General features: G+C 71.4%; 21 protein-coding genes and 4 pseudogenes. 10 read left to right on the top strand and 15 right to left on the bottom strand.

The window, feature by feature from the left end; genetic code table 11:
• The 4 genes and pseudogenes from ACZ7HQ_RS16035 to ACZ7HQ_RS16020 all read right to left on the bottom strand — a co-directional run bounded on the left by ACZ7HQ_RS16035 (window position 1) and on the right by ACZ7HQ_RS16020 (window position 5,193).
• Window positions 1–2,947: pseudogene (locus ACZ7HQ_RS16035) on the bottom strand (Tn3 family transposase).
• Window positions 2,948–3,380: 433 nt separating this feature from the next.
• Entirely contained in the window at window positions 3,381–3,824 is a 444-nt protein-coding gene (locus ACZ7HQ_RS16030) for a GlcG/HbpS family heme-binding protein (RefSeq protein WP_470989636.1), read from the bottom strand.
• A gap of 23 nt (window positions 3,825–3,847) precedes the next feature.
• Window positions 3,848–4,168: an NIPSNAP family protein gene (locus ACZ7HQ_RS16025; protein ID WP_470989633.1), complete on the bottom strand. Its 321-nt coding sequence runs from the start codon at window positions 4,166–4,168 to the stop codon at window positions 3,848–3,850.
• A gap of 53 nt (window positions 4,169–4,221) precedes the next feature.
• A complete protein-coding gene (locus tag ACZ7HQ_RS16020) occupies window positions 4,222–5,193 on the bottom strand; it encodes an NADP-dependent oxidoreductase (protein ID WP_470989630.1) in 972 nt (323 codons plus the stop codon).
• A 141-nt stretch (window positions 5,194–5,334) separates the two neighbouring features.
• Between ACZ7HQ_RS16020 and ACZ7HQ_RS16015 the strand changes: the two genes are divergently transcribed.
• A complete protein-coding gene (locus tag ACZ7HQ_RS16015) occupies window positions 5,335–5,712 on the top strand; it encodes a winged helix-turn-helix transcriptional regulator (RefSeq protein WP_470989627.1) in 378 nt (125 codons plus the stop codon).
• Between the two features lie 41 nt (window positions 5,713–5,753).
• On the opposite strand, the gene ACZ7HQ_RS16010 is transcribed toward ACZ7HQ_RS16015, so the two are convergent.
• On the bottom strand, window positions 5,754–6,350 hold the full coding sequence (locus ACZ7HQ_RS16010; protein ID WP_470989624.1) for a TetR/AcrR family transcriptional regulator: 597 nt from the start codon (window positions 6,348–6,350) through the stop codon (window positions 5,754–5,756).
• 162 nt (window positions 6,351–6,512) lie between these two features.
• On the opposite strand from ACZ7HQ_RS16010, the gene ACZ7HQ_RS16005 reads away from it, so the two are divergent.
• Window positions 6,513–7,475 (top strand): alpha/beta hydrolase family protein, encoded by a 963-nt coding sequence (locus ACZ7HQ_RS16005; protein WP_470989621.1) that lies wholly within the window; start codon window positions 6,513–6,515, stop codon window positions 7,473–7,475.
• A 31-nt stretch (window positions 7,476–7,506) separates the two neighbouring features.
• Here the strand turns inward: ACZ7HQ_RS16005 and ACZ7HQ_RS16000 are convergent, their stop codons facing one another.
• Complete coding sequence (locus tag ACZ7HQ_RS16000; RefSeq protein WP_470989619.1) at window positions 7,507–7,905, bottom strand: ArsR/SmtB family transcription factor; 399 nt, start codon at window positions 7,903–7,905, stop codon at window positions 7,507–7,509.
• Between the two features lie 96 nt (window positions 7,906–8,001).
• Here ACZ7HQ_RS16000 and ACZ7HQ_RS15995 point away from each other — a divergent pair, with 96 nt between their 5' ends.
• Window positions 8,002–9,984 (top strand): heavy metal translocating P-type ATPase, encoded by a 1,983-nt coding sequence (locus ACZ7HQ_RS15995; protein WP_470989616.1) that lies wholly within the window; start codon window positions 8,002–8,004, stop codon window positions 9,982–9,984.
• 47 nt (window positions 9,985–10,031) lie between these two features.
• Here ACZ7HQ_RS15995 and rpsR read toward each other — a convergent pair.
• Window positions 10,032–10,193 (bottom strand): annotated as a pseudogene (gene rpsR / locus ACZ7HQ_RS15990) (30S ribosomal protein S18); the annotation flags it as partial.
• Window positions 10,194–10,226: 33 nt separating this feature from the next.
• Window positions 10,227–11,174 (bottom strand): LysR family transcriptional regulator, encoded by a 948-nt coding sequence (locus ACZ7HQ_RS15985; RefSeq protein WP_470989614.1) that lies wholly within the window; start codon window positions 11,172–11,174, stop codon window positions 10,227–10,229.
• 71 nt (window positions 11,175–11,245) lie between these two features.
• On the opposite strand from ACZ7HQ_RS15985, the gene ACZ7HQ_RS15980 reads away from it, so the two are divergent.
• Entirely contained in the window at window positions 11,246–11,980 is a 735-nt protein-coding gene (locus ACZ7HQ_RS15980) for an SDR family oxidoreductase (protein WP_470989611.1), read from the top strand.
• Between the two features lie 272 nt (window positions 11,981–12,252).
• On the opposite strand, the gene ACZ7HQ_RS15975 is transcribed toward ACZ7HQ_RS15980, so the two are convergent.
• Complete coding sequence (locus ACZ7HQ_RS15975) at window positions 12,253–12,480, bottom strand: hypothetical protein (RefSeq protein ID WP_470989608.1); 228 nt, start codon at window positions 12,478–12,480, stop codon at window positions 12,253–12,255.
• 231 nt (window positions 12,481–12,711) lie between these two features.
• Window positions 12,712–13,203: an SRPBCC family protein gene (locus ACZ7HQ_RS15970; protein WP_470989605.1), complete on the bottom strand. Its 492-nt coding sequence runs from the start codon at window positions 13,201–13,203 to the stop codon at window positions 12,712–12,714.
• Between the two features lie 46 nt (window positions 13,204–13,249).
• Between ACZ7HQ_RS15970 and ACZ7HQ_RS15965 the strand changes: the two genes are divergently transcribed.
• Window positions 13,250–13,858 (top strand): TetR/AcrR family transcriptional regulator, encoded by a 609-nt coding sequence (locus ACZ7HQ_RS15965; protein ID WP_470989603.1) that lies wholly within the window; start codon window positions 13,250–13,252, stop codon window positions 13,856–13,858.
• A gap of 118 nt (window positions 13,859–13,976) precedes the next feature.
• Here ACZ7HQ_RS15965 and ACZ7HQ_RS15960 read toward each other — a convergent pair whose 3' ends face one another.
• Complete coding sequence (locus tag ACZ7HQ_RS15960; RefSeq protein ID WP_470989600.1) at window positions 13,977–14,573, bottom strand: TetR/AcrR family transcriptional regulator; 597 nt, start codon at window positions 14,571–14,573, stop codon at window positions 13,977–13,979.
• Between the two features lie 109 nt (window positions 14,574–14,682).
• Between ACZ7HQ_RS15960 and ACZ7HQ_RS15955 the strand changes: the two genes are divergently transcribed.
• Complete coding sequence (locus ACZ7HQ_RS15955) at window positions 14,683–15,258, top strand: nuclear transport factor 2 family protein (protein ID WP_470989598.1); 576 nt, start codon at window positions 14,683–14,685, stop codon at window positions 15,256–15,258.
• On the opposite strand, the gene ACZ7HQ_RS15950 is transcribed toward ACZ7HQ_RS15955, so the two are convergent.
• Entirely contained in the window at window positions 15,184–15,564 is a 381-nt protein-coding gene (locus ACZ7HQ_RS15950; RefSeq protein ID WP_470989596.1) for a winged helix-turn-helix transcriptional regulator, read from the bottom strand. The two genes, ACZ7HQ_RS15955 and ACZ7HQ_RS15950, sit on opposite strands and share 75 nt — an antisense overlap.
• A gap of 51 nt (window positions 15,565–15,615) precedes the next feature.
• Between ACZ7HQ_RS15950 and ACZ7HQ_RS15945 the strand changes: the two genes are divergently transcribed.
• Together ACZ7HQ_RS15945 and ACZ7HQ_RS15940 are read left to right on the top strand one after the other, a co-directional pair.
• Complete coding sequence (locus tag ACZ7HQ_RS15945; RefSeq protein WP_470989594.1) at window positions 15,616–16,074, top strand: DUF3237 domain-containing protein; 459 nt, start codon at window positions 15,616–15,618, stop codon at window positions 16,072–16,074.
• Window positions 16,075–16,267: 193 nt separating this feature from the next.
• Window positions 16,268–16,906: a DedA family protein gene (locus ACZ7HQ_RS15940; RefSeq protein ID WP_470990675.1), complete on the top strand. Its 639-nt coding sequence runs from the start codon at window positions 16,268–16,270 to the stop codon at window positions 16,904–16,906.
• Between the two features lie 63 nt (window positions 16,907–16,969).
• Here the strand turns inward: ACZ7HQ_RS15940 and ACZ7HQ_RS15935 are convergent, their stop codons facing one another.
• Both ACZ7HQ_RS15935 and ACZ7HQ_RS15930 read right to left on the bottom strand, forming a co-directional pair.
• Window positions 16,970–17,248 (bottom strand): hypothetical protein, encoded by a 279-nt coding sequence (locus ACZ7HQ_RS15935; protein ID WP_470990720.1) that lies wholly within the window; start codon window positions 17,246–17,248, stop codon window positions 16,970–16,972.
• Window positions 17,249–17,274: 26 nt separating this feature from the next.
• A pseudogene (locus tag ACZ7HQ_RS15930) lies at window positions 17,275–17,793 on the bottom strand (amidohydrolase); the annotation flags it as partial.
• A 159-nt stretch (window positions 17,794–17,952) separates the two neighbouring features.
• On the opposite strand from ACZ7HQ_RS15930, the pseudogene ACZ7HQ_RS15925 reads away from it, so the two are divergent.
• Window positions 17,953–18,419: pseudogene (locus ACZ7HQ_RS15925) on the top strand (nitrate reductase); the annotation flags it as partial.
• An 84-nt stretch (window positions 18,420–18,503) separates the two neighbouring features.
• Here the strand turns inward: ACZ7HQ_RS15925 and ACZ7HQ_RS15920 are convergent.
• Window positions 18,504–19,004, bottom strand: coding sequence for a hypothetical protein (locus ACZ7HQ_RS15920; RefSeq protein ID WP_470989591.1), 501 nt, complete (start codon window positions 19,002–19,004; stop codon window positions 18,504–18,506).
• Between the two features lie 142 nt (window positions 19,005–19,146).
• Here ACZ7HQ_RS15920 and ACZ7HQ_RS15915 point away from each other — a divergent pair, with 142 nt between their 5' ends.
• Window positions 19,147–19,506, top strand: a complete 360-nt coding sequence (locus tag ACZ7HQ_RS15915) for a DUF779 domain-containing protein (protein ID WP_470989588.1) — start codon at window positions 19,147–19,149, stop codon at window positions 19,504–19,506.
• Window positions 19,507–19,804: the final 298 nt, after the last annotated feature.

The following is a 19,804-nucleotide window of genomic DNA, read 5'->3' as shown; positions in this document are numbered from 1 at the left end:
TCACCCTTCTTCCGGCTCGTCCTCCTGCGCGGCGTCCGGGTCGCGCAGCGGGCGCAGCCCCTGGCCGGGACCGCTGGCCTTGATGTTGAACAGGTAGCGGCCCAGGAAGTTGATGTGCCGGTCCTTGAGCGGGGAGAGGCGGGCGGCGTCCTCGTCCTTGATGTCGTGGCCTTCGGCGCGCAGCTGCGCGACGGCGGCGTCGAGGTAGCGGGTGGTCTACAGGACGACGGCGTTGAGGACCAGGCCGAGGGCGGCGAGCTGGTCCTCCTGGCCCTCGCGGTAGGCCTGGCGGATCTGGCCTCGGCCGCCGTGGCAGATCGCGCGGGCAAGCCGGTGGCGGGACTCCTGCACGGTCAGTTGCCTGTTCATCAGCCGGCGGTAGGTGTCGTCGACCGGGTCGACCAGGGCGAGCAGGTGCATGGTCTTGTCGATCCGCCCGTACTCGGCGAACGCCGCGCCCAGCGGGGTCGGATGGCCTTCGCGGCCGAACATCCGCAGCAGGTCGTACGCCCGGGCCTGGTTGGTGATGAGCGATCCCGCGACCCGGAGCATGTCGGGCCAGTGCGTCTCGATCCGCTTCACGTTGACCTTGTTGCAGGCCACTGCCTCCAGCGGCCCGTACCCGCCGACCGTGCTGTCGCCCTCGGGCAGGTCGGCCCGCCAGAACCGCTGGTCGGCCAGGTCACGGAAGCGCGGGGCGAATCGGAAGCCGAGCATCTTGTACAGGCCGAACGCCATGTCGGAGTACGAGGCGTTGTCGGTCGCGACCATCTCCGGCTTCACTCCGCCGTCGAGGTTCAGCAGCGTGTCCAGGGTGTAGAGGCTGTCACGCGGGGTGCCGCGCACGACCATCGCGCCGATCCCGGCGACCTGGTCGTTGACCGCGTTGAGCCAGGTCACGCCGCGTTTGTAGCCGTAGTACTTGGGCGAGGGGCCGGTGTTGATGCTCTTGACCGGGACGACGAAGCGCAGGCCGTCGACGGAGGCGAGCAGCCCGCCGCCCCACATCTGCGCCAGCTCGATGCGGGACTGGCGGCGTTCGCCGCGGCGATGGTGTCGGCGCGCACGTAGTTCTGGTCGACGTGGGACAGGCGCGAGCGGGTCAGCGCCTTGTTCTCCGGGTCGGTGACCGGGGTCAGGCCGATGTTGCAGCTCTGCGCGACCAGCAGCGCGACCAGGGAGACGAGCAGGCCCTCCATGCGGGTGCGCCGGTCGGAGACGTGCCCGAAGGCGTCGAGGAACCCGGTCCAGGAGTGGACCTCGAACAACAGGTCCGGCAGGTCGATCCTGGGGAGCATGGCCTCGGTGGTGGCCTTGAGCCAGGTCAGGGACTCCGGCTCGCCCACCGCGCCGAGCTTGTCCACGCTCAGCCGAGCCCGGCCGCCGCCCTCAGGGACGACGACCTCCACCTTCGCCTCGGCGCCGGCCTCGGCAAGCCGGTCGGCCATCTGCCGCCACGCCGCATCGAGTCCGCGGGTGAGCTGGGCCAGGTGCTCGCCGGCGTCCTCGGTCAGGGACAGGCCCGCCAGCACATCCGCGCGCATCGCCTCCCAGCGGGGCCCGTCCAGCAGCCGGGCGCGCGGGTCGGCCCACCGGTTCGACGGGGAGGCGAACACGTCCCGCCGGTTCAGGGCGCGGTGCAGCTGCTCCAGCACGCACACCACGTACGCGTCCCGATCGACCGCACCCTGCGGCAGCTTGGCGTTGGAGAACACCGCGCGGCGCCACATCGCAGGGACGAGGTCGGCGTCGACCTCGCGCGGCAGCAGCGGCCGCTCCTTGACCCGTCGGCGCGAGAGCGCGGGCAGACGGCGCACCGCCTTCAGCACCCGCCGGCCCGCCGGGGCCGCCCCCAGTGCCTCCGACTCGCCCAGCAGCGACAGGAACGGGCGCACCGTGTTGTAGCGCAGGGCGAGCTTCTCGCGCATCGCCGCCTCCGCCGACCCATCGTCCTCCGGCACCAGGGCCTCCACCGTGGCGACGGCCCCGGCCACCGCCGTACGCGGCACGGCCTCCTCCACCGCCGCCCACAGCGCCGCCACGTCCAGGTCCGCGTCGTGCTCGGCGACCAGGTCCAGCTCCTCGGTGAGGATCTTCGACGCCTTCGCCAGGGTTCGGGCCGCCTTCTCCAGCTGCGGCAGCATCGCCAGGCGCTCCCGCTCAGACGCCCGCCGGGCCGGGCTGATCAGCCGGTTCGCCATCAGCACCGAGAACAGGTCCAAGGCGTCGTCGACTGCCTGCGCCTCCAGCTGCCGCACCACCGCCGTCAGCAGCGCCGTGCGCCGCGGCTGCGGCGCCCGCAGAATCGTCTGCGCCTTGCTCAGCTGCCCGTACCGGGCCAGCGCGGACAGTCTGTTCACCGGCACCCGGGACAGGTTCACCCGTCCGAGCGCGAACGACGAGATCTCCTCCACCCGCTCCATCGCCCGCACCATCGCGGTCCCGCCAGCACCGACACCCCCGGCAGCAGCACCCGGTTCCTCCGCAGCCACGTCACCGCGTGGTTGAACAGCGCCACCGGCCCCTCGGCGTGCGTCCACGCCCGCCCGTACAGGAAGCCCCGGAAGGCCCGCCCCCACTCGCGGTCGGTGAAGTCGCGGTACCCGAACCGCTCCTGGATCTGCCCCGCGTGCTCGTACACCGTCGAGCGCCGCTCGGCGTACCGCTTGACACACGAGGCGTCGCCGATACCGAGCTGCCCGGCCAGGTACTCCACCGCCTCCCGCGGCACCGCCAGAGGGTCCTCGCCCAAGAACCGGCCGACATAGCGGACCGTGCAGATCTGCACCGCCATCCCCAGCCGGTGCGCGTCCGTACGCCGCAACGCGATCAGATCACGGTCGTCATCGTCGAGGAAGAAGAACCGCTCCAGCTCCGGGCGCGTAGGTGCCTCGGTGAACGTCCCGTACGCCTTGGCCTGCTCATCAGTCAGAAATTCCACCGGCACGAGGCGGACCGTAGCCAGCGCCCTTCACTGCCCGGCGATCTTTCCTCGAACCCCAGCGGCAGCCATACGCCATGTGCTAGCCGACCATGATCGTTCTCACCGGGATTTCCTGTACGTCAACTACTCACACCCGGTCACCTGGGTCCTGGACGTCACCGCTCCCTGCAACGGCTGACGCGGCCGGCCCGGCACACGAGAAGCAAGGTCCGCCCCGGTGGCCGACCCCGGCCACTGCTCCTGCGGTCGCGTGATCCACCGGGCGCTGGACGCGGGCATCGACTTCGTCGGCACCACCGACGTGTACGGCCGGGCGAGACCGAAGTCATCGTCGGCCAGGGCACGGCACGGTTGCGGGACCTTGTATCACCGCCGATCGCCGGTACTGCCGCGCCCTCTGGTGTCGGTTGCCGCCCGGCCGGCAGCCGACGGGGCGTCAGGGCAGGTCGAAGCCGAGGGCCGACAGGGCCTCCTCGGCAGCCTGCTGGTCCTGCTCGTACGTGCCGCCGGAGATGCCCAGGCCGCCGATGCACCGACCGCCGGCGGTGATCGGGTAGCCGCCGCCGACCGCCGTCAGGCGGGGGTGGTGGGCCAGGGGTGCGATCTGGCGGTTGGCCAGGTGATCGTTCCACACGTGGGTGGCGATCCGGAACGACGCGGCGGTCCACGCCTTGTCGACGGCGACCTCGGCGGTGAGGAAGGGGGTGTCGTCGGTGCGGTCGAACGCCTTCAGATGACCGCCGGCATCGGTGACGGCGACGGCTGCCTCGAAGCCGATCCGCTCAGCGGCCGCGTGTACGGCCGCGATCAGCGCGCCGGCCGCGGCCCGGGTGATCGATGACGCCGGGGACGACGTGGACGGGAGGGTGTCGGTGCTCATGGGGTTCCTTTTGCACGGTGGGCTTACTGCAACGGTGAGGCAGGGGTCGGGATGGCACGGGTGACGAGGGACTCCTCGGGGATCAGCAGTTCGTGGACCACCGGGCCGATCTCGTTCCTCCAGCGGTCGGAGTCGTACACGGCCGCGTACTGCTCCTCGCGCTGGGCCTCGTCGTCGAAGCGCCGGATCCAGACGTAGCCGTCGTCGTCCTGCTCGTCGGTGAACGAGGCGACGACATCGATGCCCTTGGACGCCTGGAACGGGATGACCACGTCCTCCATGTAGCGGATCCATGCGTCGCGGCGTCCGGGTTGGCTCTGGTAACGGCGGATCTCGTAGAACATCTGCGTGCTCCTGTCGTTGTGGATCGGTCGCTGCTGCGGGACGTGAGAGGGGATCAGATCGCGGTGCGGAGGACGAGCTTGCCGCGGGTGCGGCCGTTCTCACCCCGAGCGTGCGCCTGGGCGGCCCGCTCCAGCGGGAACACCTCCTCGACCTCGACCATGACCTCCCCGGCGTCGACGAGCCCGGCGATACGGGCCAGGGCCGGACCGTCCGGCTCCACCAGGAACGGCGTGACCCGGACCCCGCGGTCCTGTGCGGCGGCGGCCAGTTCGGGTGAGACGCCGGCCGGGACGGCGACGAGGAGACCGTCCGGGCGCAGGACCTCCAGCGAGCGCAGGCTCGTCCTGTCGTGGCTGTCGCCGACCAGGTCGATGACCACATCCACGTCGGACACGACGTCCTCGAAGCGGGCGGCGGTGTAGTCGATGACCTCTTCGGCACCCAGCTCCTTGAGCCAAGCGTGGCGGGCACTGCTGGCGGTGGCGATGACGTGGGCGCCCAGGTGCTTGGCGAACTGGACCGCGAAGTGGCCCACTCCTCCGGCGGCGGCGTGGACCAGCACGCGCTGTCCGGCCCTGACGTCGGCGGTGTCCACCAGAGCCTGCCAGGCGGTCAGCGCCGCGAGCGGCACGGCGGCGGCCTGCTCGTGGCTCACGGTGGCGGGCTTACGGGTGAACTGGCGGGCGGGGGCGGTGACGTACTCGGCGTAGCCGCCCGCGGCGCGCGGGAACCACGGCATCCCGTAGACCTCGTCGCCGGCCTTCAGCGTGGTCACGCCGAAGCCGACCGCTTCCACCACGCCGGAGACGTCCCAGCCGAGCACGAACGGCGGCCGGCCCAGGACTGGGGCCATGCCGGTGCCGCCACGGGTCTTCCAGTCCACCGGGTTCACGCCGGCGGCGTGCACGCGCACCAGCACCTCCGTCGGCAGCGGCTCCGGCCGGGGCACCTCCCGGACCCCCAGCACCTCCGGGCCCCCGAAACCGTCCTGGACCACCGCACGCATCGTCTTCTCCTCGGACATGCCTCATCCCTCGACATCGCATGGTGCGGAGGACCGTTCCCCGGTCTCCGCGCTGACGGGAATGACGCTAGGTCCGAGGGCGTAGTTACCCGCAAGGGGAACTACTTCCCCTTGGGAAGCATCCAGGTGAGGAGCGTACGAATGACGACCAACTGCCCGACCGGCCAGCACTCGCACCACGACGTCTACGCCGCGCAGTGCCCCTGCCGAGCCCTGCTCGACCTACTGGCCAACAAGTGGTCGGCTCTGGCCATCGGCGCACTCGAGGAAGGCCCGCAGCGGTTCGGTGTGCTCCAGCGCAGGCTCCAGGGCGTCAGCCCCAAGGTGCTCACCCAGACCCTCCGCCGCCTGGAGGACTTCGGACTCCTCGACAGGACCGTCTACCCGGCCGTGCCGCTCCATGTCGAGTACTCCCTCACCGCCCTCGGCAAGAGCGCCGCCGTACCGCTCAACCTGCTGCGCACGTGGGTCGAGGAGAACATCGACAGCACCGGCGGACGGGAGTCGGTCAGCCGGTGAAGGAGGCCGCATCCGGCTTCGTACGTCACCGTCGTTCGGCATCAGGAGGTCTGCGGTCGCCGTAGTCCGTGAAGAAGCAGGTCGATCACGCGGCGGGGATCGTAGCGCGGGTCGCTGTCACGTCCGATGCAGAGATTGCCGATGCCGCGCATCAGCTCGTAGGGCCGCGTGCCCGGCCTGATTTCCCCCGCGTCGACCGCCGCGTCGAGCAACTGCGCGCAGACGGGCTCCAGGCGGTCGACGAAGTAGGTGTGCAGCGCGGTGAAGCCGCTGCTGTCCGACTGCAGGGTGTTGGCGAGTCCGTGCTTGGTGATCAGGAAGTCGACGAAGAGGTCGATCCACTCGCGCAGCGCGGAGAGTGGTGAGTCCGCACTGGCCAGAAGGCTCGGGCCGGCCTCGGCACATGCCTCGACCTGGTGGCGATAGACGGCGACGACCAGGTCCGCCCGCGTCGGGAAGTGGCGGTAGATCGTCCCCAACCCGACGCCGGCTCTGGCCGCGATCTCACGGATCGGCGCATCGACGCCCGAGGTGACGAACACCTCGGCGGCGGCGGCAAGCAGCGTCTGCTGGTTGCGCACGGCGTCGGCGCGCTTGGTCCGGGCCGGCACCTCCCCGGACTGGCGTGCAGCGGACACCGCACTCTCCTTCCCATGACCGTTGACGAATCGGAACAGTGTTCCGTATGTTTAAGCGGAACGCCGATCCGGTTCTCACCTTAGCTGAAGCCGGGCGCCTCTGCGCTCCTGCGCGCCTTCCTGCCACCGGCCGACAGCGGACGCCATCGAAGGGACCTCCTCATGAGTGGATCAACCTCCACACCTGACATCTTCGGCTCACCCGCTCCCGTCCTCTCCTTCAGCCCGCTCGTGCTGCGCGCGCCCGGACGCCCCGTGGACCTCCACATGCGCGTCTCCGCACCCGCGACCGGAACCGACCTGCCCGTCATCCTCCTCTCCCACGGCCACGGCCCCTCCCACCACCTCTCCTCGCTGAACGGCTACGCGCCACTCGCCAACTTCTGGGCGGCGCACGGGTTCGTCGTCATCCAGCCCACTCACCTCAGCTCCAGGACGCTGAGCCACCTGCACACCGGCGCCCCCGGAGCAGCCCTTTTCTGGCGTTCACGCGCCGAGGACATGAAGCACATACTCGACCGGCTCGACGTGATCGAAGGCGCCGTGCCGCAGCTCGCCGGCCGCATGGACCACAGCAAGGTCGCCGCCGTCGGACACTCGCTCGGCGGCCACACCACCAGCCTCTTGCTGGGCGCCAGGCTCACCGACCCCGACACCGGAGAGGAAGCGAACCTCATCGAGCCCCGGATCAAGGCGGGTGTGCTGCTGGCCGCACCCGGCAGAGGCGGCGACGCCCTGAACGGGCCCATGGCCGAGAACGTGCCGTTCCTCCGGACCATGGACTTCTCCACGATGACCACCCCCGCACTGGTCGTTGCCGGCGACAAGGACGACTCCCGGCACTTCACGGAGATGGGTCCGGACTGGCACGCCGACCCCTACCACCTCGCCCCCGGCCCCAAGACCCTGCTCACCCTGTTCGACGCCGGCCACGGACTCGGCGGGATCTCCGGATACGACGTCGCCGAGACCACGGACGAGAACCCCGAGCGAGTCGCCGCAGTCCAGCGACTCACCTGGGCCTACCTCCGAACCGAGCTCCACCCCGAAGATCCCGCCTGGCACACGGCGCGTGAGCTGCTCACAGCCGGACCCCACCCGCTCGGACAGGCTGAATCCAAGTGACCCCCGACGTCACCGCACCGGCCCCCGCCGGTCAGCGAGTGACGCCGAGCACGGCCTCCTCCGCGCCCTCGGCCTCGGTGGCGTCGCTCAGGCCGAGGCGTAGATGCTCGATGTGGTAAACGGCCTGGTCGAGGAGTTCGGCGACGTGGTTGTCGTAGAGGGCGTAGATCACCGAGCGGCCCTGGCGTCGGCCCACGACCAGGCCGAGGTTGCGCAGCAGGCGCAGCTGGTGGGAGCAGGCGGACTGTTCCATGCCGACCTCGGTGGCGAGTTCGGTCGCGGCGCAGGGGCCTTCCCGCAGGCGGGAGAGAATGAGCAGGCGGGAGGGTGTGGCCAGGGCCTGGAGGGTGGTGGCCACCCGGGCGGCACTGTCCGCGTCCAGGCGGGTGCGCGGGACGGGGTTGTCGGCGGGAGCTGCTCCATGGCCCATGGCGGCCATCATACAAGCGATACTTGAAGACCTCTTCATATGTACCTGTATGGTGGGCAGACCGATTCGTCCTGCCCTGATGAAGGGTTCTTCGTCATGCCCTCCACCCTGATCGAGCAGCCCACGCCTGCCGCGACCGCACGCCCGGACACCGACGCCGCACCACGGCGGCGGACCCGGGTGTTCGCGCTGCCCGAGGCTCGCTGGGCCGCAGCGGCCACGGTGCTGTTCCTGGTCGCGCTGCCCTTGCACCTCACCGGTGCTCCCACCTGGACTTGGGGGGTCTCGTACGGGCTCGCCTACGCCGCCGGCGGCTGGGAGCCCGCGCTCGCCGGGCTGCAGGCGCTGCGGGAGAAGACCCTTGACGTCGACCTGCTGATGATCGTGGCCGCCCTCGGCGCGGCGGCCGTCGGCCAGGTGATGGACGGCGCCCTGCTCATCGTCATCTTCGCCACTTCCGGCGCCCTGGAGGCGCTGGCCACCGCGCGCACCGCCGACTCGGTGCGCGGCCTGCTCGACCTCGCCCCGGCCACCGCGACCCGGCTGCGCGAAGACGGCGGCGAGGAGACGGTGCCGGTCGCCGGCCTCGCCGTCGGCGACACCGTTCTGGTACGGCCCGGCGAGCGGATCGGCGGCGACGGCCGGGTGCTGTACGGGGCGAGCGACGTCGACCAGGCCACCATCACCGGCGAACCGCTGCCTGTCGCGAAGGAACCCGGCGACGAGGTGTTCGCGGGCACCCTGAACCGCACGGGCGCCCTTCGGATCAGGGTCGAGCGCGACGCCTCTGACTCGGTGATCGCCCGGATCGTGCAGATGGTCGAGGAAGCCTCCGGGACCAAGGCGCCCACCCAGTTGTTCATCGAGAAGGTCGAACAGCGTTATTCAATCGCCATGGTGGCGGCCACGCTGGCCGTCTTCGCGGTACCGCTCGCGTTCGGCGCCGCGCTGACCGGCTCGCTGCTGCGCGCCATGACCTTCATGATCGTCGCCTCGCCGTGCGCGGTGGTGCTGGCCACCATGCCGCCGCTGCTGTCCGCGATCGCCAACGCCGGGCGGCACGGCGTACTGGTGAAGTCCGCCGTGGTGATGGAACGCCTCGGCCAGGTGGACGCGGTGGCACTGGACAAGACCGGCACCCTCACCGAGGGCACCCCGCGCGTGACCGACGTCCGCCCGCTGACCGGCTCGGGTCTCACGGGGGACGAGGTGCTGCGTCTCGCGGCAGCGGCCGAACACCCCAGCGAACACCCGCTGGCCCGTGCCGTCCTGGACGCCGCCCGTGCCCGTGGCCTCGCCCTGCCCGCCGCAGAGGACTTCGCCTCCGCCCCAGGTGTCGGCGTCACCGCCACCGTCGAGGGTCGCAAGATCGCGGTCGGCTCCCCCGCACGGCTGTCGTCCAGCCCGGACGACGCGCACATCGCCCTCGCCGGCGAACTGGAGGACAGCGGGCTCACCGCGGTCCTGGTGGTGGCCGACGGCACGCCGGCCGGGGTGCTCGGCATCGCTGACCGGCTGCGCCCGGACGCCGCCGCCGTCGTCGGCTCCCTCACCGCGCTCACCGGCACCCCGCCGATGCTGGTCACCGGCGACAATCCGCGTGCCGCCGCCCGCCTGGCCGCCGAGATCGGCATCACCGACGTACGCGCCGGACTGCTCCCGCAGGACAAGGTGGCCGCGATCCGGGAACTGGAGCAGGCCGGCCGCCAGGTCCTGGTCGTCGGCGACGGGGTCAACGACGCTCCCGCCCTGGCCGCCGCCCACACCGGTGTCGCCATGGGCCGGGCGGGTTCCGACCTGGCACTGGAGGCCGCGGACGCGGTGATCGTCCGCGACGAACTGGCCACCGTGCCCGCCGTGGTCGGCCTCTCCCGTCGGGCCCGCCGGCTCGTGGTGCAGAACCTGGTCGTCGCGGGCGCGTTCATCTCCGGCCTGGCCGTCTGGGACCTGGTCGCCACCCTGCCGCTGCCGCTCGGCGTCCTCGGCCACGAGGGCTCGACCGTCATCGTCGGCCTCAACGGCCTGCGGCTGCTGGGCGAAGCCGCCTGGATGCGTGCTCGCGAGGAGGGCCGCCGCTGAGCCGTCGCAGCTCCCGGCCCACCTGGCGTGATGCCCACGCCGCCCTGTCGGGAGCCGTAGGGAAGGAGCGCCATCTCCCGTGCGTTCTTGATGGGCTGCGCTGTCTGCCGCTGCTGCCGGCGCGTCCCGTGGGTCACCCGACGGCTGCGGATCTTGCCGCGGTCGGAGATGAACTTCCGCAGCAGATCGGTGTCCTTGTAGTCGACGTAGTGATCGTCATGGCGAGGGGCGCGTGCCCCCGGTCAGTAGGCCAGTGCGGTCATGTGGTCGGGGTGCTGGGCGGCGACGTCGTGGGCGGCTTGGACGAAGGCGGCGACGGCTGCGGATCGCGAGGTCTCCGGCCAGGCGACCATGACCGCGCTGGGGCTGAGGCCGGTGACCGGCCGGTATGCGATGTCCGGGCGCTGGTGCTGCTTGGTGGTGGAGAGTGACAGGAACGCCACCGCCTGACCCAGCGCGACCACCTCCAGGAGCTGCTCGACGCTGGCCACGAGCGGCCCCTCAGGAGTGTCGGCCGGCGCCAAGCCTGTGTGGCCATCGCCTGCTTCCGCTCCGTCGCATCCTGTGTAGTAGGCGGTGGCGGAGGGGACGGCCCCTTTCCAGCGTGGGATCGGTTCGCCCTTGAGGTCGGCCAGCCGCAGTCGCCGGCGTCCGGCCAGGCGGTGCGCGGCGGGGAGAACGGCCAGTCGCGGCTCGACCACGAGCGTCTGGGAATCCAGCCCTTGACCGTCGAACGGGCTGCGCAGCAGCGCTACGTCGGCACGGCCGTCCCGCAGCATGGCGATCGGCTCCCCGCTGCCGCCGACGACGACTTCAGGCGGCGGCAGATGCGAACCCGTTCCCCGGTAGGCGGCGAGAATCTCCCGCAGCAGCCCGGCATCGCCTCCCGGCTTGACCGCCACGACGAGCTGGGGTGCCGGCTGACCGGCCCGGCGTGCGCGCCGGGCCGCCGCGTGCACCGCGTCGACCGCGATCCGGGCCTGGTCGAGCAGCACCTGACCGGCGGTGGTCAGCCTCACCTGCCGGGTGGTGCGCTCCAGCAGGCGTACCCCGAGCCGGGACTCCATCTGAGCGATCGCCTTCGACAGCGGGGGCTGCGCCATCCCCAGGCGTTGCGCGGCCCGGCTGAAGTTCAGTTCCTCGGCGACCGCGATGAAGTACCTCAGCTCCCGCACCTCCAGCTCGCTCATATCTGTGGACTATAGATCCAGAGTCTTCTGGTCTTTCCCTGCCGCCCATGGGCGAGGGGAGGCTGGGTGCCATGACGACTTCGCAGAAAACTGCTCTGATCACCGGCGCGAACAAGGGCATCGGCAAGGAAACGGCGCGCAGGCTCGCAGCCCTCGGCATCACCGTGCTGATCGGCGCCCGCGACGCCGAGCGTGGCGAGGCGGCGGCCGAGGAGCTTCGCGCCGACGGTGCCGACGTACGGTGCGTACCGCTGGACGTCACCGACGAGATCTCGGTCCAGGCCGCCGCCAAGCACATCGACGCCACGCTCGGCCGCCTCGACATCCTCGTCAACAACGCCGCGATCGCCGCCGGACCGCAAAATCCGAGTGAAACCCCCGCCGCCACCGTCCGGCAGGTCTACGAGACCAACGTGTTCGGCGTCATCGCGGTGACCCACGCCATGCTCCCCCTGCTACGCCGCTCCGCCGCCGCACGCATCGTCAACATGTCCAGCGAACTCGGCTCCCTCACCCACCTGGCCGACCCGGGCAGCCCGTGGTCCGCCTACTCCTCGGTCCTCCTGCCTTACTGCACCTCGAAGAGCGCGCTGAACGCGGTCACCGTGCTCTACGCCAATGAACTGCGCGCCGAAGGGATCCTGGTCAACGCGGTGAGTCCCGGCTACTGCGCGACCGACCTCAACCGCCACACCGGGACACGCACGCCGGAGGAGGGCGCGGCCGTCGCGGTTGACCTGGCGACGGTGGGCGAGGACGGCCCGACGGGCGCCTTTCTGGCCGAGGACGGGCCGATTCCCTGGTGAGACCATGCCGCGCCGTTTCCGCCCGAAGCCTGACGGGGGTGCCTTCAACCTCCGCAGTGACGATCACTGTGGCGTCTCCGCGGCCACCTGCGCGACTTCGGCCTGTCCCGCACGCGGACGGCTTCCGCGTGCGGGACCCATGGCCGGACCGGGGATCAGCCGGCCGTCAGGGCGGTGTCGTCCACGACGACGAGAGTTTTCCGGCATACACCCGGGGGCGATGTGGAAAATGCGGCCGGTCCTTCGCTGGTCGCGGGCTGAAGGGGCCGCCGTCAGGCGGCCTTCCGGCGCTGGGGTGTCTTGCGCAACTTCACCCCGCCGACGACGAGCGCCAGCCCCACGGCGACGATGCCGAGGTAGGCGGCGGTCGGAAGGTCGACCACGTTGTGCAACCAGCCCCACTCCGTGCCGAAGAAGGTCTGCGAAGCGAAGCTGACAAGCCCTTGGGCTCCTATGACGTAGCCGATGCTTTCGGCGGTGTATCCGATGGTGGTTCGCACGGGTCCACTCTTTCGCGGCGGTGCCGCAAGATCGTCCTCCCCAGGGCCGAAGACGCAGTAGTCCAAAGGATGCAGTCGGCGTGCGGTACCGGTCCCCCCGGCCAAGAAGCGGTGGCTTCCCCTCGAGCGGGACCAGGTTATTGAATGCTCCCCAGAGGCCGACGATCGGCTCGACCTCCTTGAGCTGCCTGCCTTCGCGCTGTGTGGCGCCGCGGGCTCTCGCGCGGCTTCTCAGTCCGGGTGGGCGTACGGGTCGGCAGGAGTTCGTCCCCCGGACACATGGCGAGTCACCTCGGCGGCCAGACGTCGCATGACCTTGCGGTTGGCCCGCTGCATCGTGGCCCGGACCGCGGGCGCCACCAGGCGTTCGGTGAGAGGCGCGTGTGTCCAGGCGTAGGTGAACGAGACGCGACTCCCGCCGGCCGACAACGGTTCGATGGTGTAGGTGCCGTGGGCCAGACGCCGGCCTGCCGCGCTGATGTTGCGCTCGACGATGCGCCGCGGCGCCTCGGCCTCGACGACTTCGATGGTGACGTCGGTCTTCACGGCGCCCAGGGTGGCGGTGACAGTGGCGCCCGCTCCGATGCCGCGGACGGGGCCGCTGTAGCGCCAGTCGGTCAGATAGTGGTTGGTGAAGCGCTCGTGGTGAGCCATGACATCGAGGAAGTCGTAGACCTGCTCGGGCGTCTGCGGTAGGTCGATCGACACAGTGACAGACTTCATGTACCACACGGTACATGCCCCATGTACCCATGGGTACACTCCCGTTGTGGTGACTACGGACGACCCGCACCCCAAGGACGAGGCCGCTCACGGCAAGGACGGTGGGCGGCGCGCGCAACTGGTGGACGCGGCCGTCGACCACGTCGCGGCGCACGGCATCGCGGACCTGAGCCTGCGCCGCCTCGGTGCCGCGATCGGCGTCAGTCATCGCATGCTGATCCACTACTTCGGCTCCAAGGAGCAGCTGCTCGTCGAGATGGTCCGGACCTCGGAACGGCGCCGGCGCGACCTGCTGGCCCAGCTCCCCCTTGAGCCCGGCCTCTCCCCCGCCGATGTCGCGCGGCGGCTGTGGCAGCAACTGACGGATCCCCGACTGGCCGGTCAGGAGCGGCTCTTCTTCGAGATCTGCGGGCACGCGCTGCGGGGCCGCCCAGAGGCCGCGCAGGTCCTCGAAGGGCTGGTGACGGACTGGCTGGACCCGCTCGTGGCCGCCGGACTGGCCGCGGGGGAAGCTCCCGCCACGGCCCACAACCGCGCCAGGCTCGGGCTCGCCACCGTCCGCGGTCTGTTGCTCGACCTGCTCGCCACCGGTGACCACGCCGGTGTGAACGCGGCGATGGAGGAGTTCCTCGGGCTGTTCTACGGCTCGGACTGACACAGCCGCCGGTCGGGCCGAGCGGCCGGGCCGAGCGGCCGGGCCGGACGACGCCCTCCACGGCGTGCGAGTGGAGTGTCCCGGCGGCTTCGGTGGGCCGACTCAGCAAACCGACCACTCATGCCCCTTTTCCGCCCGTGCAGTTGTCGCGCGGGAGCAAGCAGTCGAAGACGACCTCCGCCAGCCTGCCGGGTCGGTGACGCGCATCCCGCCGGCGCTCCGCCGCGAGTGCCCCTACGACGATGGCCTGCACGTCGGCCGTGTTCACGTCGTGGCGCACGTCTCCCGCTTCCTGCGCGCGGCTGAGGAGTGCGCCGAACAACTCGCCCAACTCTGCCGCCCTTTCCTCGGTCTCACTGCTCATGGGGCCGCCCGCTGCCATGACGGCTTCGGTCAGGTCCTGTTTCGCAGCGGCCTCCTTGGTCATCCGGGCGAGGAAGGCGAAGAACGCCGGACCGGCCTCCGGGTCGGCCAGAGCGGTGCGGACATCGTGTGCCAGCTGCTCCAAGTGCTCGCGGACAACCGCCTCGAACAGTGCTTCCTTCGTGGGGAAGTGGCGGTGGACCGTGCCCGGCCCGACACCGGCCCGGCGGGCGATCTCGTCCAGGGGGACCGCGATGCCCTCGGCGGCGAACGCCTCGCGGGCCGTTTGCAGGATGCGTTCCCTGTTGCGACGTGCGTCGGCTCGCAGAGGGCGCTGTCGCTCGATGGTCAAGTGTCCTCCTGGGGACGGAAGTTGCGGTGTTGATAAGCGGGGCGTGTGCCCCGTATATTCCACCATACAACCGGGGCCATCGCCCCGGTTATACCCCGAGGAGGGTCCCATGACCACTGCCGCACCACGCGACGTCCTCCAGCACCTCCTTCACCTGACCGCCGAGGGCCCCAGCGCCGCGATGGCCGACCTGTTCAGCACGGACGCCGTCTTCGAGATGCCCTACCTGCCGCCGGGCGCACCCGCGCAGGCGCCCGGCCGGGAGGCCTTCCGATCCCACCTGCGGGACGGGGCACGGCTGCAGAGGTTCACCGCCGTGGACCACGTCCACGTGCACGAGACGACCGATCCCGAACTCGTCGTGGCCGACTACCGCCTCCACGGCCGGGTGCTGGCCACGGGGAAGCTCTTCGCCTTCGACATGGTGATGTTCGCCCGCATCAGGGACGGATTGATCACCTGGTCCCGCACCTACTCCAACCCGCTCGACGGGGCGATCGCCTTCGACGCGGCCGAGGGACTGCTCGCCGCGATCACTACCGCTCAGGGTCTCACCGGCGCGGTCACCGCTTCCGCCCTGCGGGCTCGCCGACCTCAACCCCGGCCGTCGTCAGATGCCGTCTCCCTGCCGGGCGGACAGCTCGGCCGACCATCGTTCGGCCCAGGCGCGCAGGGGCTCCAGTGAGGGGCGAAGCGCCTCTCCCAGTTCGGTGAGGTGGTAGACGCCGTCGGCGTCGGTGGTCACGATTCCCGCCTCGGTCAGCTCGGACAGCCGATCGGTCAGCACACTGGAGGACATCGCGTCCGCGCGTCGGCGCAGTTCTCGGAATCCGGCCGGCTCCTGCTGCAGCTCCCAGATCACCCGCAGTGTCCACCGGCGGCCCAGCAGGTCCAGCGCGGCCATCATCGGCCGGCCGGTGCTCGACCCGCGCACCGGCCGGCCCGGCCTCGGTGCACGCTCGGCCGCTCCGGAATCGCTTGCGCTTCGCATATCGAACCATGATAGTGGTTCGGAATTCGAACCACGTCGAGAGGGGTGGGCATGGAACTGGTGCGGGAGATGATCTACCGCGAAACCATCGACGGCCCATGGGGTCCGACCACCGGCAGCCCTTCGGGGCCACGGCTGTGCTGGCGGGTGAGCACCGCGCGCCTCACGGGTGAGCGGATCGACGCCACGCTGGTCACTCCCGGGATGGACTGGATCCGGCTCGGTGCGGACCGGGTGCGCCGCCAGGACCTGCGGGTCACGCTGGCCGACGACGACGGTGAAGTGATCATGCTGAGCTACGACAACGCGCTCATCCGGGAAAGCCCGGCCTTCCTGGACGCGCTGGCGAAGGGGCGGGAAACCCGGTTCGGCGACCAGTACATGAGGATGGTCGCCCAGTTCGACACCGGCGCGCCCCGGTACCGCTGGCTCACCCGGAGTCTGTTCGTCGGCGAGGGGCGCCTGGCCGGCCCGCACGCCATCGAGTACCAGATCCACCGTGTGGAATGAACCGTGTCCGCTGAGCGGTCCGCGGCATCGGCTGGACTCAGGGAAGCAGGACCAGCCTGCAACGCCCACCGGCTGAACTCCTGCCAGGTCTGCTGCTGGTACGCGAGGTGTACGGCGCCGTGGGCGTTTTCGGGGTGGGCGGGTGATGCTGGTGAACGAGCAGCCCTGCGAGGAGGCCAGGAGGCGCGGCCAGGTGATAGCCGTCAATCCGCTGAACAGCGCCTCGGTGCTGGCCGCCTTCGGCGCGATCGGTGTCCTGGTGGTGATCTTCGCGGAGTCCGGTCTGCTGGTCGTCGGCTTCCTCCTGCCCGGTGACACCCTGCTGTTCCCGGCCGGCGTGCTGTGTGCCGGCACCGCGCACCAGGCGCCCCGGCTGGCTCTGTGGCAGGTGCTGCTGTGCGCGGCCGTCGGGGCCGTGGCCGGCGGACAGGTCGGGTACCTGATCGGGCGGCGCGGCGGACGGGCGCTGCTGGCCCGTACCTCAAGCCCGCGCGTGAAGGCGGCGGCCGCCCGGGCCGAGGAGCTGCTGGCCCGGTACGGCTACGGGAAGGCGCTGGTCATCGGGCGGTTCGTGCCGTTGCTGCGGACGGTTCTGCACCCCGTGGCCGGCGCGCTGCGGGTGCCTGTGCGGTCCTTCACGCTCTGGCAGACCGTGGGCGGGGTGCTGTGGTCGCAGACGCTCGTCCTCGCCGGGTACAGCCTCGGCTCCTCCGTCCCGCACCTCGAGGACTACCTGCTGCCGCTGGTCGCCGTGGTCGTCGTCCTGTCGATCCTGCCGCTCCTGTTCGAGGCCCGCCGCACCCGCCGGCAGCGGAGCCGGTCCTCCGGCTGACCGCCGCCGCACCGGTTCCGGACCCCTCCGCGCCCCCGGATACGGCCCGGACCGGCCGCCGCCCTACAGACCCGCCGCCCGGTACGTCGCCCGCCCCGCCACCACCGTCAGCACCACCGGCACCTCCGCCAGCTCGGTGCCCCGTACCGTCAGGGGATCGTCGGCCAGGACCGTGAGGCCGGCGGGGCGGCGGTGCCGGGCGCCGGCCATCACCTGGGTGTAGCGCTGCGGGTCGGGCCGGTGGGCGTGTGCCGACTCGCCGTGGCAGTCGGGCGCCTCCAGCCGGGCGGTGCCGTTGGCGACGCTGCCGTCCATGAACAGCTTGACGCGGCCACCCGCCACAGCGCGCCGCCGGCGCCCTGGAGCCGGATGATTTCGGCCACGGCGTCGTCGTCCGCCTCGGGCCGGCACCAGGGCGCTATCCGCAGCCGCACGGGCAGGGCGTTCGCGGCCATGGCGTGCAGCACCTCGGCGGTCCTGGCCCGTACCTCGGCCTCGGCGGGCCGGGGTGCGACGGCCTCGACGCGTTCGCAGGCCGCGTCCTCCAGCAGCAGTCCGGGGGCCGGCCGTCGGCGTCGCACACGATCTCCGAGCCCTGCTCGAACCGGCGCGGACCGTCGATGCCCGCGGGTTCCAGCGCGCGCTCGCCGGCCGGCGCGGAATGGGCGTCGGACAGGTCGATGAGGACGGGTACGCCCTCCAGGGCCGGACCGAGGGCCGCGGTCGCGACCGGGGGTGGTGCCGAAGGCGTTGGGGTCCAGACCCCAGACGCGCAGCCAGGAGCCCGGCGGCAGCTCCCGTACGGCCGTGGCCGGCGCGGTCCGTACGGCGGCCAGGTCCCGGCAGCCGGAGAGGTCGACGCCCATGGTGCGTTCGGCGCCGGACACCGGGTGCAGATGCCCGTCGGTGAGGCCCGCGGTCACCACGCCCCCCTGCAGGTCCACGACCGTGCTGCCGGGCCCGGCGAGGGCACGGGCCTCCGGGCCGTCGCCGAGGAAGCTGATCCGCCCGTGCTCCGCGGCGAGTGCGGTGTGCGGAAGGAGCTCGCCGCGACCGCCGTCGACATGAGCGACCCGGAGGCCTCGCCGCAGCCGCTGCTGCCGGGCTGGTTCAGCCCGCTGTTCCTGCTCGCGCCGGTCCTCGGCACGGTCGCCCTGAACGCCCTGACCGCCTACAGCGCGGGCCTCGCCCTCCAGGCCGTCGGCGTCCGCATCCGGCGGTCGCCGAGCGTCCTCGTCGACGGCACCGCCTCCGTCCCACTGACCCTGTACGCGCTGCTCGTCTCGAACTTCCTCGGCACCGTCGGCACGGTGCTGCAGCCGGCCGTGGTCCTGCTCGGCCCGAGCTCGGCCGTCTACGCCCCGACATCGTGCTGCGCCGCCACCGCCATGACGGCGCCGCCCTCGGCGACAAATCCCGCGCCGGGCCCGTGGCCGCCGCGCTCGGTGGCATCGACCTGGCCCTCCCGGCGGGTCCGGTGGTGTCCTCGACGGCGTACGCACTGCTGATGTAGGCGGCGGCTGCGAGGACTTACCGTGTCACCAGGCTCGTACAGGCGTGGCGCTCGCGCCGGCCGCGCTGCCGGGCACCAGGCCCGTCAGCGCAGCCCCCGGCCCTTGCGACGCTTGCGGTTCGGGCGGCGGGGGCGGTGGACCGTGTCCATCTCCCCTATCGCGGCGCGGACATGGGCGGGATCGCCCGGCCGGGAGCCCCCGGCACACCACCACGACGGGAGCCCGGCGGTCTCGACCACGTGCATCCCGAGCCCGTGCAGGGTGCAGACGGGCCAGGCCTGCCAGAGGAACTCCATGACCGTGTCCTGGGCGGCCTCGGCGACGGCCCGGAGGGCTGCTGCGGCGGACGGCTCCGGCCCCAGGGAGTTGCCGTGCGAGTCGCCGTTCGCGAGGGCCACGTACACCCGCTCGGCCTCTCCCTCGTCCTCCTCCCAGCCCGGATACGCGACGAGGCACAGCGGGCGCTGCTCGGGCACGGTCACGGCCAGGTCCCGGTTGACCGCGGCCAGCGCCCCTTCCCAGAGCGGATGTTCGCCCGTCGTGACGAAGCGAGGCTCGGGCGGTCTGAAGGGCGAGGCGGTCATGGGCCCATTCTCTCAGCCGGCCCCCGGACCACCCAGGCGCCGCCGCGGAGTGGAGCGACGACGTGTTCTGGACGGGGCGGTGACGAGCCGTGAGACTGGTCGGGCCCGACGCCCCGTGCCCGGCTCTTCAGGACGGTGACCCATGGACGAGGAAGTCCCCCGCGTCGAACTCACCCCGCGTGCCGCGGACCTGGTGCGACGGCTGAACGCCGAGCACGGTCCGCTGATGTTCCACCAGTCCGGCGGCTGCTGTGACGGCAGCGCGCCCATGTGCTACCCGGACGGCGAGTTCCGTACCGGCGACTCGGACGTGCTGCTGGCGGAGCTGGCGGTGGACGGTGTGACCGAGCCCGTCACGTTCTGGATGTCCCGGAGTCAGTACCAGGCGTGGAGCCACACCCGGCTGATCGTGGACGTCGTACCCGGACGGGGCAGCGGCTTCTCGCTGGAAGCACCCGAGGGGGTGCGTTTTCTCACCCGTTCTCGCGTAGTCGACGCCTAGTCGGCCCGGCGGTCGCCGCACTCTGGTCCACTGCCCTGGAAGCGCGTACGGCACATCCCGTACGGCAGGGAACAGTTGACGAGACATCAGGGGGCACGGTGACCAGACGTCGCAGGCGTTCGGCAGCGGGCAGAGCGGTTCTCACGGTTGTCACGGCCTTCGGTGTGCTGGCCGGTGCGGCCCTGGGGGGGGGGGGGGGGGGGGGGGGTTTGCGCCTAGGGAAAGGGGGGGCAGAACGGGGAACGCCCCCCAGCGTCGTCGCACTCGGCGCGCGGGTGGATGAACAGAACACAGCCGT

The sequence above is a fragment of the Streptomyces sp. NPDC037290 genome (assembly GCF_055603245.1).
The sequence above is the reverse complement of the archived record's forward strand: the minus strand, read 5'-3'. Positions and strand labels throughout refer to the sequence as shown.